General features: G+C 72.7%; 9 protein-coding genes. 7 read left to right on the top strand and 2 right to left on the bottom strand.

Features of this window, described 5'->3' with window-relative positions:
* Positions 1 to 3 precede the first annotated feature (3 nt).
* Positions 4 to 657 carry a bifunctional DNA primase/polymerase gene (locus AB0Q96_RS34280; RefSeq protein WP_365332409.1) on the bottom strand — a complete coding sequence of 218 codons (654 nt, stop codon included), beginning with the start codon at positions 655 to 657 and terminating at the stop codon, positions 4 to 6.
* A gap of 414 nt (positions 658 to 1071) precedes the next feature.
* Here AB0Q96_RS34280 and AB0Q96_RS34275 point away from each other — a divergent pair, with 414 nt between their 5' ends.
* The 6 genes from AB0Q96_RS34275 (at position 1072) to ftsH (ending at position 10988) form a co-directional block, all read left to right on the top strand.
* Positions 1072 to 2544 (top strand): hypothetical protein, encoded by a 1473-nt coding sequence (locus AB0Q96_RS34275; protein ID WP_365332407.1) that lies wholly within the window; start codon positions 1072 to 1074, stop codon positions 2542 to 2544.
* A 341-nt stretch (positions 2545 to 2885) separates the two neighbouring features.
* Positions 2886 to 4232 carry an ammonium transporter gene (locus tag AB0Q96_RS34270; protein WP_365332406.1) on the top strand — a complete coding sequence of 449 codons (1347 nt, stop codon included), beginning with the start codon at positions 2886 to 2888 and terminating at the stop codon, positions 4230 to 4232.
* Complete coding sequence (locus tag AB0Q96_RS34265) at positions 4229 to 4567, top strand: P-II family nitrogen regulator (protein ID WP_329424608.1); 339 nt, start codon at positions 4229 to 4231, stop codon at positions 4565 to 4567. The genes AB0Q96_RS34270 and AB0Q96_RS34265 overlap by 4 nt, the downstream gene beginning before the upstream one ends.
* 41 nt (positions 4568 to 4608) lie before the next feature.
* Positions 4609 to 7131 carry a [protein-PII] uridylyltransferase gene (locus AB0Q96_RS34260; RefSeq protein WP_365332404.1) on the top strand — a complete coding sequence of 841 codons (2523 nt, stop codon included), beginning with the start codon at positions 4609 to 4611 and terminating at the stop codon, positions 7129 to 7131.
* 234 nt (positions 7132 to 7365) lie between these two features.
* Positions 7366 to 8919 (top strand): signal recognition particle protein, encoded by a 1554-nt coding sequence (gene ffh, locus AB0Q96_RS34255; protein WP_365332402.1) that lies wholly within the window; start codon positions 7366 to 7368, stop codon positions 8917 to 8919.
* A 152-nt stretch (positions 8920 to 9071) separates the two neighbouring features.
* Positions 9072 to 10988, top strand: coding sequence for an ATP-dependent zinc metalloprotease FtsH (ftsH, locus tag AB0Q96_RS34250; RefSeq protein ID WP_365332400.1), 1917 nt, complete (start codon positions 9072 to 9074; stop codon positions 10986 to 10988).
* 28 nt (positions 10989 to 11016) lie between these two features.
* Here ftsH and AB0Q96_RS34245 read toward each other — a convergent pair whose 3' ends face one another.
* Positions 11017 to 11742 carry a methyltransferase domain-containing protein gene (locus AB0Q96_RS34245; RefSeq protein ID WP_365332398.1) on the bottom strand — a complete coding sequence of 242 codons (726 nt, stop codon included), beginning with the start codon at positions 11740 to 11742 and terminating at the stop codon, positions 11017 to 11019.
* 330 nt (positions 11743 to 12072) lie between these two features.
* On the opposite strand from AB0Q96_RS34245, the gene AB0Q96_RS34240 reads away from it, so the two are divergent.
* Entirely contained in the window at positions 12073 to 12666 is a 594-nt protein-coding gene (locus AB0Q96_RS34240) for a hypothetical protein (protein WP_351667678.1), read from the top strand.
* The last annotated feature ends 29 nt before the right edge of the window (positions 12667 to 12695 follow it).

Raw genomic sequence — 12695 nt, 5'->3', positions numbered from 1 at the left:
GCCTCAGAAGTGCGTCCGGTGACAGATGTACGCCAGCGTGCCGAGCAGCAGCCGGGCCTGCGGCGGTGCTCCCGCCGTGTCCAGGGTCGGCGGGCGCAGCCAGCGCACCGGGCCGAGGCCGCCCAGATCCGAGGGCGGGGCGGTGACATGGGCACCCTCACCCAGGCAGTGCAGGTCCAGGTCGGCGTCGTCCCAGCCCATCCGGTAGAGCAGCCGCGGCAGCTCGGCCGCGGCGCCCGGGGCCACGAAGAACTGCGCCCGGCCGGTCGGGGTGGCGCACACCGGGCCCAGCGGCAGCCCCATGCGCTCCAGCCGGACCAGCGCCCTGCGGCCCGCCGCCTCCGCGACCTCGATGACGTCGAAGGCCCGGCCGACCGGCAGCAGCAGGGCCGCCCCCGGGTAGCGGGACCACGCCTTGGTCGCGTCGTCGAGGCCGGCCCCGGCCGGGACCGGCTCGGCGAAGGAGAGCGGATGCGCCCCCGGTGCCGTACAGCCGAGGTCGCCGCAGGAGCAGCGGCCCGCGACCGCCCTCGCCCCCGGGACCACGTCCCAGCCCCACAGTCCGGTGTACTCGGCCACCGCTGTGCACTCCGTGGTGCGCAGGCGGCGGCGTGAGCCGGACCGCAACTCACGAATGCCGCCGATCGTGAAGCCCATGCCCCCTCCAACGGGTCGGAAGCGCCGGTGGTTACGGACCGGGGAGCCCCCATCGCGCTCCGCCGCCCCGAGGGGCGTGCGGTGACGCGGGGGGTGGTGCGGACCGCTGCGCGCGCCTCCCCGCGCATCGGTTCACGGACCCTGCTCCTTCGCCTGTCAAGTGAATCGCGTTCCGTGCGGGGCGAGTTCATTCGAAGGGGTGGCGAAAGGTGGCGTTTCTCGAATCGCCATGCCGGAGGGGGTGATCGTAGGATTACCTTCGGTACACGAACCCGGGGCGGATCGCACGCACGGGTATGCCGGAGGCAAGCCGGTTTTCCGTTCGAAGGAGTACAAACACCGGACGGGAACCGTGAAACACGGCATCCTGGCAGGGGTTCGCAGGACGGCATTCAGGTGGATGGGGGCGTTCCAGTGGGCGGCAACGGCGCAGACGGTTCGACTGCCGGCAAGCGCCCGAACGAACAGCTGAGTTCGTGGTTCGTGCGCAGCGGCTGGTCGAAGGGCGAACTGGCGCGCCAAGTGAACCGCCGGGCCCGCCAGATGGGCGCGCACCACATCTCCACCGACACCTCGCGGGTGCGCCGCTGGCTCGACGGCGAGCAGCCCCGCGAACCCATCCCGCGCATCCTCTCCGAGCTGTTCTCCGAACGCTTCGGCTCCGTCGTCGCCGTCGAGGACCTCGGACTGCGCACCGCCCACCAGTCGCCGTCCGTCTCCGGCGTCGACCTGCCCTGGGCCGGCCCCCAGACCGTCTCGCTGCTCAGCGAGTTCTCCCGCAGCGACCTCATGCTCGCCCGCCGGGGCTTCCTCGGCTCCTCCCTCTCGCTCGCCGCCGGCCCCACCCTCATCGAACCGATGCAGCGCTGGCTGGTGCCCACCCCGGCCGGCGAGCCGCTGCCCGGACCCGCCCCCGACGAGCGCCGCGCCCACCGGCTCTCCCCGGTCGAGCTCGACCTGCTGGAGTCCACCACCGCGATGTTCCGCCAGTGGGACGCCCAGTGCGGCGGCGGACTGCGCCGCAAGGCGGTCGTCGGACAGCTCCACGAGGTCACCGACCTGCTCCAGGAGCCGCAGCCCGCCGCCACCGCCCAGCGCCTCTTCAGCTGCGCGGCCGAGCTGGCCGAACTGGCCGGCTGGATGAGCTACGACGTGGGCCTGCAGCCCACGGCCCAGAAGTACTTCGTGCTCGCCCTGCACGCCGCGAAGGAAGCCGGCGACAAGCCCCTCGGCTCGTACATCCTCTCCTCCATGAGCCGCCAGATGATCCACCTCGGCCGGCCCGACGACGCCCTCGAACTCATCCACCTCGCCCAGTACGGCAGTCGGGACTGCGCCACCCCGCGCACCCAGGCCATGCTGTATGCGATGGAGGCCCGCGCCTACGCCAACATGGGCCAGCCCTCCAAGTGCAAGCGGGCCGTGCGGATGGCCGAGGACACCTTCTCCGACGTCGGCCTCGACGGCGAGCCCGAGCCCGACTGGATCCGCTTCTTCTCCGAGGCCGAGCTCAACGGCGAGAACTCGCACTCCTACCGCGACCTGGCCTACGTCGCCGGCCGCTCCCCGACCTACGCCTCGCTCGCCGAGCCCGTCATGGAGCGCGCCGTCGAACTCTTCGAGAAGGACCCCGAGCACCAGCGCAGCTACGCCCTCAACCTCATCGGCATGGCCACCGTCCACCTCCTCAAGCGGGAGCCCGAGCAGTCGGTCGCCCTCGCCGAGAAGGCCCTCGGCGTCGCCCGCAAGGTCCGCTCCGAGCGGGTGAACACCCGGCTCCGCAAGACCGTCGACACCGCGGCCCGCGACTTCGGCGACATGGCCGAGGTCGTCCGCCTCACCGACCGGCTCACCGCACTGCTCCCGGAGACCGCCGAGGCCGTCTGAGCCCCACCGCAGGACCCCACCGACCCCGGCCGCGCCGGCCGTCCCGTAAAGCCCGACTCGGCTCCCCCGCCGCAAGGTCACACGGACGCCGGCGCGGCCGGTTCTCCTCGTCCCCCGCGGGCGGACCGGACCCCGCGGAGGGTACGCCCGTCACCTCCCCGTGACCCCGGCGTTCACGGTCGCGTAACACACCCCACCCCTTCGTCACTGCGGCGAAACATCGAGCGGCATCGGCGGAAACCGGCCTGCGCGAATCTCTGGCGCATAACCGGCCACCCCTCACGGCCAAGCCGCTCCGGCCCCGCCCCGCACAGGCCGCATTCGACGACGAGGAGACGCCGATGGCAGCAGCCATCACGACCCTGGCAGCAGACGCGCCCGCGCTGTCCGCCGCCAACACCGGGTTCATGCTCATCTGCTCCGCCCTGGTCATGCTGATGACCCCGGCTCTCGCCTTCTTCTACGGAGGCATGGTCCGCGTCAAGTCCACCCTCAACATGCTGATGATGAGCTTCATCAGCCTCGGGATCGTCACGATCCTCTGGGTGCTCTACGGCTTCAGCATCGCCTTCGGCACCGACTCCGCCTCGCTCTTCGGCTGGTCCTCCGACTACGTCGGCCTCAGCGGCATCGGCATCACCGAACTGTGGGACGGCTACACCATCCCGGTGTACGTCTTCGCCGTCTTCCAGCTCATGTTCGCGATCATCACCCCGGCCCTCATCAGCGGCGCCCTCGCCGACCGCGTCAAGTTCTCCGCCTGGGCCCTGTTCATCACCCTGTGGGTCACGATCGTCTACTTCCCCGTCGCCCACTGGGTCTGGGGCACCGGCGGCTGGCTCTTCGAGATGGGCGTCATCGACTTCGCCGGCGGCACCGCCGTCCACATCAACGCGGGCGCGGCGGCCCTCGGCGTCATCCTCGTCATCGGCAAGCGGGTCGGCTTCAAGAAGGACCCGATGCGCCCGCACAGCCTCCCGCTGGTCATGCTCGGCGCCGGCCTGCTCTGGTTCGGCTGGTTCGGCTTCAACGCCGGCTCCTGGCTCGGCAACGACGACGGCGTCGGCGCCGTGATGTTCGTCAACACCCAGGTCGCCACCGCCGCCGCCATGCTCGCCTGGCTCGCCTACGAGAAGCTGCGCCACGGCTCCTTCACCACCCTCGGCGCCGCCTCCGGCGCGGTCGCCGGCCTCGTCGCCATCACCCCCTCCGGCGGCTCCTGCTCCCCGCTCGGCGCGATCGCCATCGGCGCCGTCGCCGGCCTGCTCTGCGCCATGGCCGTCGGCCTCAAGTACAAGTTCGGCTACGACGACTCCCTCGACGTCGTCGGCGTCCACCTCGTCGGCGGTGTCGTCGGCTCCCTCCTCGTCGGCTTCTTCGCCACCGGCGGCGTCCAGTCCGACGCCAAGGGCCTCTTCTACGGCGGCGGCCTCGACCAGCTCGGCAAGCAGGCCATCGGCGTCTTCTCCGTCCTCGCCTACTCTCTGATCGCCTCCGCGGTCCTCGCCCTCCTCATCGACAAGACGATGGGGATGCGGGTCGCCGAGGACGACGAGATCTCCGGCATCGACCAGGTCGAGCACGCGGAGACCGCGTACGACTTCAGCGGAGCGGGTGGCGGCAGCTCCACGCGCAGCACCGCCGTGGCCGCCCCCGCCCCGACGGAGAACAAGAAGGTGGACGCATGAAGCTCATCACCGCGGTCGTGAAGCCGCACCGGCTCGACGAGATCAAGGACGCCCTCCAGGCCTTCGGCGTCCACGGCCTCACCGTCACCGAGGCCAGCGGATACGGCCGCCAGCGCGGCCACACCGAGGTCTACCGGGGCGCCGAGTACACCGTCGACCTCGTCCCCAAGATCCGCATCGAGGTCCTGGTCGAGGACGAGGACGCCGAACAGCTCATCGACGTCGTCGTGAAGGCCGCCCGCACCGGCAAGATCGGTGACGGAAAGGTGTGGAGCGTCCCGGTCGAGACCGCCGTACGGGTCCGCACCGGCGAACGCGGTCCGGACGCCCTCTAGGACCTGTCCGTAGGGCGACGACGCTGACAAGGAGCCGCCGGGTGACGAGCATCGACCTGAACACGGAAACCGACGACACGGGACCCGACGGCTACGCGGCGGCCCGGCTGCGTCTTCTCACCGAGAAGACGCGGTCCGGGCCGCCGCGCCGTGCCGAGCTCTCCCGCCTCACCGACGCCTGGCTCGCGGCCCTCCTCGCCGCCGGCCTCGGCGCCGCCGGACGCCCGCCACGAGGGGTGGCACTCGTCGCCGTCGGCGGCTACGGGCGCGGCGAACTCTCCCCGCGCAGCGACCTCGACCTGCTGCTCCTGCACGACGGCACCGCCGACCCCGGCGCCGTCGCCACCCTCGCCGACCGCGTCTGGTACCCGGTCTGGGACCTCGGCCTCGCCCTCGACCACTCCGTCCGCACCCCCGCCGAGGCCCACCGGGCCGCCGCCGAGGACCTCAAGGTCCAGCTCGGCCTCCTCGACGCCCGGCCCGTCGCGGGCGACGCCGGCCTCGTCACCGCCCTGCGCACCACCGTCCTCGCCGACTGGCGCAACCAGGCCACCCGCCGGCTGCCCGAACTCGACGCCCTGTGCCGGGACCGCGCCGAACGCAGCGGCGAACTCCAGTACCTCCTCGAACCCGACCTCAAGGAGGCCCGCGGCGGACTGCGCGACACCCAGGCGCTGCGCGCCGTCGCCGCCTCCTGGGTCGCCGACGCGCCCCGCGAAGGACTCGACGAGGCCCGCCGCCGCCTCCTCGACGCCCGCGACGCCCTCCACCTCGCCACCGGCCGGGCCACCGACCGCCTCGCCCTCCAGGAACAGGACGCCGTCGCCGCCGAACTCGGCCTCCTCGACGCCGACACCCTGCTGCGCGAGGTGTACGAGGCCGCCCGGACCGTCTCGTACGCCTCCGACGTCACCTGGCGCGAGGTCAACCGGGTCCTCAAGGCCCGCGCCGGGCGGCCCCGGCTGCGCGGCCTCCTCGGCGGACGCGGCCGGGCGGGCGCCGGCCGCCCCGGCGGGGCGAAACCGCCCGCCGAGCGCACCCCGCTCGCCGAGGGCGTCGTCGAGATGGACGGCGAGGTCGTCCTCGCCCTCGGCGCCCTCCCCCAAGCCCTCGGCTTCGGCCGAGCAGGGGGGACCCCCATCGAACGCGACCCCGTCCTGCCGCTGCGGGCCGCGGCCGCCGCCGCCCAGGCCGGCCTCCCGCTCTCCCCGCACGCCGTGCGCCGCCTCGCCGACACCGCCAAGGCCCTGCCGACGCCCTGGCCCGCCGAGGCCCGCGAGGAGCTCGTCACCCTCCTCGGCGCCGGCGAGTCCACCGTCCCCGTCTGGGAGGCCCTGGAGGCCGGAGGACTGATCACCCGGCTGCTGCCCGACTGGGAACGCGTCCGCTGCCGCCCCCAGCGCAACCCCGTCCACACCTGGACCGTCGACCGGCACCTCGTCGAGACCGCCGTCCGCGCCGCCTCCCTCACCCGCCGCGTCCACCGGCCCGACCTGCTCCTCGTCGCCGCCCTCCTGCACGACATCGGCAAGGGCTGGCCCGGCGACCACTCCGTCGTCGGCGAGACCATCGCCCGCGACGTCGCCGCCCGGATCGGCTTCGACAGCGCCGACGTCGGCGTCGTCGCCACCCTCGTCCGCCACCACCTGCTCCTCGTCGAGACCGCCACCCGGCGCGACCTCGACGACCCCGCCACCGTCCAGTCCGTCGCCACCGCCGTCGGCACCCTCGGCGCCCTGGAACTCCTGCACGCCCTCACCGAGGCCGACGCCCTCGCCACCGGGCCCGCCGCCTGGTCCACCTGGCGGGCCTCTCTGGTGGCCGATCTCGTCAAACGCGTCGCCGGGGTGCTCGCGGGGGAGGAGCCGCCCGACCCGGAGGCCGCCGCGCCCAGCGCCGAACAGGAACGGCTCGCCATCGAGGCGCTGCGCACCGGCGAACCCGTCCTCGCCCTGCACACCGAACCCGTCCTCGCCGAACCCGGGGAGGCCGAACCGGTCGGCGTCGAACTCCTCGTCGCCCTGCCGGAGCGGCCCGGCGTGCTGCCCGCCGTCGCCGGCGTCCTCGCCCTGCACCGGCTCACCGTCCGCGCCGCCGAGCTGCGCGCCGTCGCCCTGCCGGCCGGACTCGGCACCGGCCCCGTCCTCGTCCTCGACTGGCGGGTCGCCGCCGCGTACGGCTCCCTGCCCGAGGCCCACCGGCTCCGCGCCGACCTCGTCCGCGCCCTGGACGGCTCCCTCGACATCCCCGCCCGGCTCGCCGAACGCGACGCCGCCTACCCGCGCCGCCGCGGGGTCACCGCGCCCCCGCCCCGCGTCACCGTGGCCGCCGCCGACTCCCGGCTCGCCACCGTCCTGGAGGTCCGCGCCCAGGACGCCCCCGGCCTGCTGCACCGGATCGGGCGCGCCCTGGAGGGCGCCGAGGTCCGGGTCCGCAGCGCCCATGTGTCGACGCTGGGCGCCAACGCGGTCGACACCCTGTACGTGACCCGTCCGGACGGCAGCCTGCTCTCCTCCGAGGAGGCCGCGGGGCTGGCGAAGACCCTGGAGGAGGCGCTGGGCTGACGGGTGTGACCTGCGCTTTCACGGCTCGTTGAGCACGGAGTGCTCCCCGTTGGACGGGGGTGCTCCTGAGGAGCTTGTGGGCATCCTCGGCGGCGACACCTGCTCCCCACCCGCGCGGGGTTCGCGTGGCCTCGCCCGCCAGATCCGGCGGGCGAGGCCACGTACTTCGAGCGGCCGGATACCCTGGAGGGCAGTCCGCCCGCCCGCTCCCGACACCGAGGATCCGCGACCACCGTGTTCGATACCCTCTCCGACCGCCTTGCAGCGACTTTCAAGAACCTCCGTGGCAAGGGTCGCCTGTCCGAGGCGGACATCGACGCCACCGCGCGCGAGATCCGTATCGCCCTGCTCGAAGCTGACGTCGCCCTGCCGGTCGTCCGGGAGTTCATCAAGCAGGTCAAGACCCGTGCCCTCGGCTCCGAGGTCTCCAAGGCGCTCAATCCGGGCCAGCAGGTCATCAAGATCGTCAACGACGAGCTGATCACCATCCTCGGCGGCGAGACCCGCCGCCTGCGGTTCGCCAAGACGGCGCCGACCGTGATCATGCTCGCCGGTCTCCAGGGTGCCGGTAAGACCACCCTCGCCGGAAAGCTGGGCCTCTGGCTCAAGGGCCAGGGCCACTCCCCGCTGCTCGTCGCCTGCGACCTCCAGCGCCCCAACGCCGTCACCCAGCTCTCCGTGGTCGCCGACCGCGCGGGCGTGGCCTTCTACGGCCCCCAGCCGGGCAACGGCGTGGGCGACCCGGTGCAGGTCGCCAAGGACTCCATCGAGTACGCGCGCGGCAAGCAGTACGACATCGTCATCGTCGACACCGCCGGCCGCCTGGGCATCGACCAGGAGCTGATGCAGCAGGCCGCGGACATCAGGGACGCGACCTCGCCCGACGAGATCCTCTTCGTCGTCGACGCCATGATCGGTCAGGACGCGGTCAACACCGCGGAGGCCTTCCGTGACGGCGTCGGCTTCGACGGCGTGGTGCTCTCCAAGCTGGACGGCGACGCCCGCGGTGGTGCCGCGCTCTCCATCGCGCACGTCACCGGCAAGCAGATCATGTTCGCCTCCAACGGCGAGAAGCTGGACGACTTCGACGCGTTCCACCCGGACCGCATGGCGTCCCGCATCCTCGGGATGGGCGACATCATGTCGCTCATCGAGAAGGCCGAGCAGACCTTCAGCCAGGAAGAGGCCGCCAAGATGGCCTCCAAGCTGGCGTCCAAGAAGGGCCAGGAGTTCACGCTCGACGACTTCATGGCGCAGATGGAGCAGGTCCGGAAGATGGGCTCCATCTCCAAGCTGCTCGGCATGCTCCCCGGCATGGGCCAGATGAAGGAGCAGATCGCCAACATCGACGAGCGCGAGGTCGACCGCGTCGGCGCGATCATCAAGTCGATGACCCCGGCCGAGCGCCAGGACCCGACGATCATCAACGGCTCCCGCCGCGCCCGTATCGCCAAGGGTTCCGGTGTCGAGGTCAGCGCGGTCAAGGGCCTGGTCGAGCGGTTCTTCGAGGCCCGCAAGATGATGTCCCGCATGGCCCAGGGCGGTGGCATGCCGGGCATGCCCGGGATGCCCGGCATGGGTGGCGGCCCCGGCCGGCAGAAGAAGCAGATCAAGCAGGCCAAGGGCAAGCGCAAGAGCGGCAACCCGATGAAGCGGAAGGCCGACGAGCAGGCCGCCGCGGAGCGTCGCGAGCAGGCGCAGGCCGGCGGCGCCTTCGGGCTGCCGGCGGCGGGCGAGGGCCCGGGCGAGTTCGAGCTGCCCGACGAGTTCAAGAAGTTCATGGGCTGACCCGGGCCGGTTCCCGGAGCGAAGCCCGACGGAGAGGGGCCCGTGGCGGTGCGAAACCGCCGCGGGCCCCTTCTCACTCCCTCGAACCACCCGTAATGCCGGGAATGTCCCGCTCTTCGATACTGAGGCCACAGCCGCCCCGAGGAGAGCACGTGGCCAACCCCGTACCCCCGCGCGACCGGACCGACCAGCCCTGGCGCTCGGAAGGGGCCCCGCCGCCCCCGCCGCCCAAGCGGAGGATGCCCGGCGGCTGGGGCAGCCTCATCCTCACGGCGCTCGCGGTCTACCTGATCGCCAACCTCGTGCTCGGCTTCTTCAACGAGGGCGACGGGCCGACCATCTCGTACACCGAGTTCGACAAGCAGGTCGCGGCCGGCAACGTCACCAAGATCTACTCCAAGGGCGACGCCATCCAGGGGCAGCTGAAGAACAAGCAGCCCGTCCCCGACGGCGACGGCGACTACACCAAGTTCCAGACCCAGCGGCCCGCCTTCGCCGACGACGACCTGTGGGCGCAGCTCACCAAGCAGAACGTCGTCGTCACCGCCAAGCCCGTCGTCGAGGAGCGCAGCTTCCTCGCCAACCTGCTCATCTCGCTCGCCCCCATGCTGCTGCTGGTCGTGCTGTGGGTGTTCATCGCCCGCCGGATGAGCGCCGGCATGGGCGGCGCCGGCGGCATGCTCGGCCGCAAGGCGCCGCCCAAGCCCGTCGAGCTGGACGGCGGCACGCGCACCACCTTCGCCGACGTCGCCGGCATCGACGAGGTCGAGGGCGAGCTCAACGACGTCGTCGACTTCCTCAAGAACCCCGACGCCTACCGTGCGATGGGCGCCAAGATGCCCCGCGGCGTGCTGCTCGCCGGACCGCCCGGAACCGGCAAGACGCTGCTCGCCCGCGCCGTCGCGGGCGAGGCCGGCGTGCCCTTCTTCTCCGCCTCCGCCTCCGAGTTCATCGAGATGATCGTCGGCGTCGGCGCCTCCCGCGTCCGCGAACTCTTCGCCGAGGCCCGCAAGGTCGCCCCCGCCATCATCTTCATCGACGAGATCGACACCATCGGCCGGGCCCGTGGCGCCGGCGCCGGCATGGGCGGCCACGACGAGCGCGAGCAGACCCTCAACCAGATCCTCACCGAGATGGACGGCTTCACCGGCTCCGAGGGTGTCATCGTGATCGCCGCCACCAACCGGGCCGACGTCCTCGACCCCGCCCTCACCCGCCCCGGCCGCTTCGACCGGATCGTGCACGTCAACCCGCCCGACCGCGGTGGGCGCGAGGCCATCCTCAAGATCCACACCCGGGAGATCCCGCTCGCCCGCGACGTCGACCTCGAACACGTCGCCAAGACCACCCCGGGCATGACCGGCGCCGAACTCGCCAACCTCGCCAACGAGGCCGCGCTGCTCGCCGTCAAGCGCCAGCAGAAGGCCGTCACCCGGTCCGACCTCTCCGACGCCCTGGAGAAGGTCCAGCTCGGCGCCGAACGCCCGCTCGTCATGCCCGAGGAGGAGCGCCGCCGCACGGCGTACCACGAGAGCGGCCACGCCCTGCTCGGCATGCTCCAGCCCGGCGCCGACCCCGTCCGCAAGATCACCATCGTGCCCCGCGGCCGCGCCCTCGGCGTCACCCTGTCGACGCCCGAGTCCGACAAGTACGCCTACACCGAGGACTACCTGCGCGGCCGGATCATCGGCGCGCTCGGCGGCATGGCGGCCGAGCAGGTCGTCTTCGGCGTGATCACCACCGGCGCCGAGAGCGACCTGGAACAGGTCACCAACATCGCCCGCGGGATGGCCGGCCGCTGGGGCATGAGCGAACGCGTCGGCCGCCTCACCGCCATCCCCGGCGACGCCCAGCAGGCCTACGGACTCTCCGCCGCCCCCGCCACCCTCGACACCGTCGACGCGGAGATGCGCCGCATCGTCGACGAGTGCTACGAGAGCGCCCTGCGCCTGCTCCAGGAGCACCGCGACCAGCTGGACGCCCTCGCCGAGGCGCTCCTCGCCAACGAGACCCTGGAGGAGGACGCGGCCTACCGGGCGGCCGGGATCCCGCGGCTGCGGAAGGAGTAGCCCCGTAGCGGGGCCACTCCGGCCCCGTCTACGGCACCCGGGCGATCACGTACCGGAAGTCGTTCGGCATCCACACCGTGCCGTCCGCGCGGACGTACGGCTCCAGCGCCTCCAGCAGCTCCTTCTCCACCTGGTGCGGATCCGTCGCCCGGACCGCCACGTCGAAGTCGCCCGTCGACAGCAGCCCCCGCACCGCGCTGTCCGCGTCCGCGTAGCCGAACGGGCAGGCCACCCGGCCCGAACCCTCCCAGCGCAGCCCGGCCGCCGCCAGCACCTCCTCCAGGTCCTCCCGCACCACCGGCCGCCAGCCCGTCAGCCGCGCCGCGATCCGCAGCACCGGGTCCGTCGCGCAGCGCTCCGGCGGGCCCCAGCCCGCCACCACGACGGCGGCGCCCGACTGGGCCAGGGGGGTGAAGTCACCCGCCCGCGCCGCGACCGGGCCCGTCCCGTGGAAGGCGGTGACGACGTCGTACGCGGCGCCCTCCGGCGGCCCCGCCGCGCTCACCGTGCCCTCCGGCAGCCGCTCCCTCGCCAGCGCCAGGCGCGCGAGGTCCCCGTCCACGCCGGCCACCCTGGCGCCCCGCGCCGCCGCCATCAGGAGCGCCAGACCGGAGCCGCAGCCCAGGCCGAGCACCGAGGACCGGGCGCCCACGCCGAGCCGGTCGTACACCGCCTCGTAGAGGGGCACGAGCATCCGTTCCTGGATCTCGGCCCAGTCGCGCGCGGGGTGGTGCGGGACGAGCGTAGGTGTCATGGAAAGCGCCCCAATCGGTGCCTGGACGACGACCCCCCGTAGTCAGGGAACTGCGCATCCCGGCCCGCGTCCAGTGCTCGCGCCGTACGACTTCCGGACAGCGGGAGCGACGGTTTCCCGACGTTCGGGGGGCGGTGCCCGACTTCGGGCAAAGGCCCGGTACTGTCCCTCCCACCAGCCTCCCGGCGCGTGTGCCGACACCGTGCGCCGGGGCGTATGCGCCGCTACGCACCGGCTTGACGGGCAACCAGGGCAACTGACGGGTACGTGCAAAATATTTGGGATGCCCCGGAATGGAACCCGGAGGGGATCCGGCTCGTTGTACCCGACGTGAGCACGACACCCCCTGTTCTCGCCGCAGAGCTGGCACAGGCGTGGGCCGACATTCAGCGGTACCACCCCGAGCTGCCCGACCTTGCCGCGCCCGAGTCCCTGATCGGAGAGTCGTCGTCCGCCTGTGGCGCCGAACTCTCCTTCGAGCGACTGCTCCATGAGGCAGTCCACGGCATCGCCGCCGCCCGAGGAGTGCGCGACACCTCCCGGGCCGGCCGCTACCACAACCGCAGATTCCTCGCGATCGCCGAGGAACTGGGCCTCGACCACCCCGAGGAGCCGCATGCCAGCAGCGGCTTCTCGCTGGTCACGCTGAACGCCGAGGCCAGGCGCCGATACCGGCCCACCATCGAGCGGCTCCAGCGCGCGCTCAAGGCCCACACGGTCGCGACGGCCGCCGACACCAAGCGCTCCTTCCGAGGGCCGGCCGCCCGGCACGGTTCCTCGGGCGGCGGCGTGCGGGTCAAGGCCGTCTGCGACTGCGGGCGCAACGTGCGCGTGGTCCCGTCCGTGCTCGCCCAGGCGCCGATCGTCTGCGGCGGCTGCGGCAAGCCCTTCCGCATCCCCGAGGCAGTGGGCGCCGCCAGCTGACCTCGGCAGGTGTGGCACAATGGCTAGCT

Source organism: Streptomyces sp. NPDC093111 (assembly GCF_040683955.1).
Lineage (GTDB): Bacteria > Actinomycetota > Actinomycetes > Streptomycetales > Streptomycetaceae > Streptomyces.
Note: the sequence above shows the minus strand (reverse complement) of the source record. Positions and strands in the feature narration are given on the sequence as shown.

Coding starts and splice junctions, on each gene's coding strand:
- AB0Q96_RS34280 (WP_365332409.1), bottom strand. CDS start 657: ATGGGCTTCACGATCGGCGGCATTCGTGAGTTGCGGTCCGGCTCACGC.
- AB0Q96_RS34270 (WP_365332406.1), top strand. CDS start 2,886: ATGGCAGCAGCCATCACGACCCTGGCAGCAGACGCGCCCGCGCTGTCC.
- AB0Q96_RS34265 (WP_329424608.1), top strand. CDS start 4,229: ATGAAGCTCATCACCGCGGTCGTGAAGCCGCACCGGCTCGACGAGATC.
- AB0Q96_RS34245 (WP_365332398.1), bottom strand. CDS start 11,742: ATGACACCTACGCTCGTCCCGCACCACCCCGCGCGCGACTGGGCCGAG.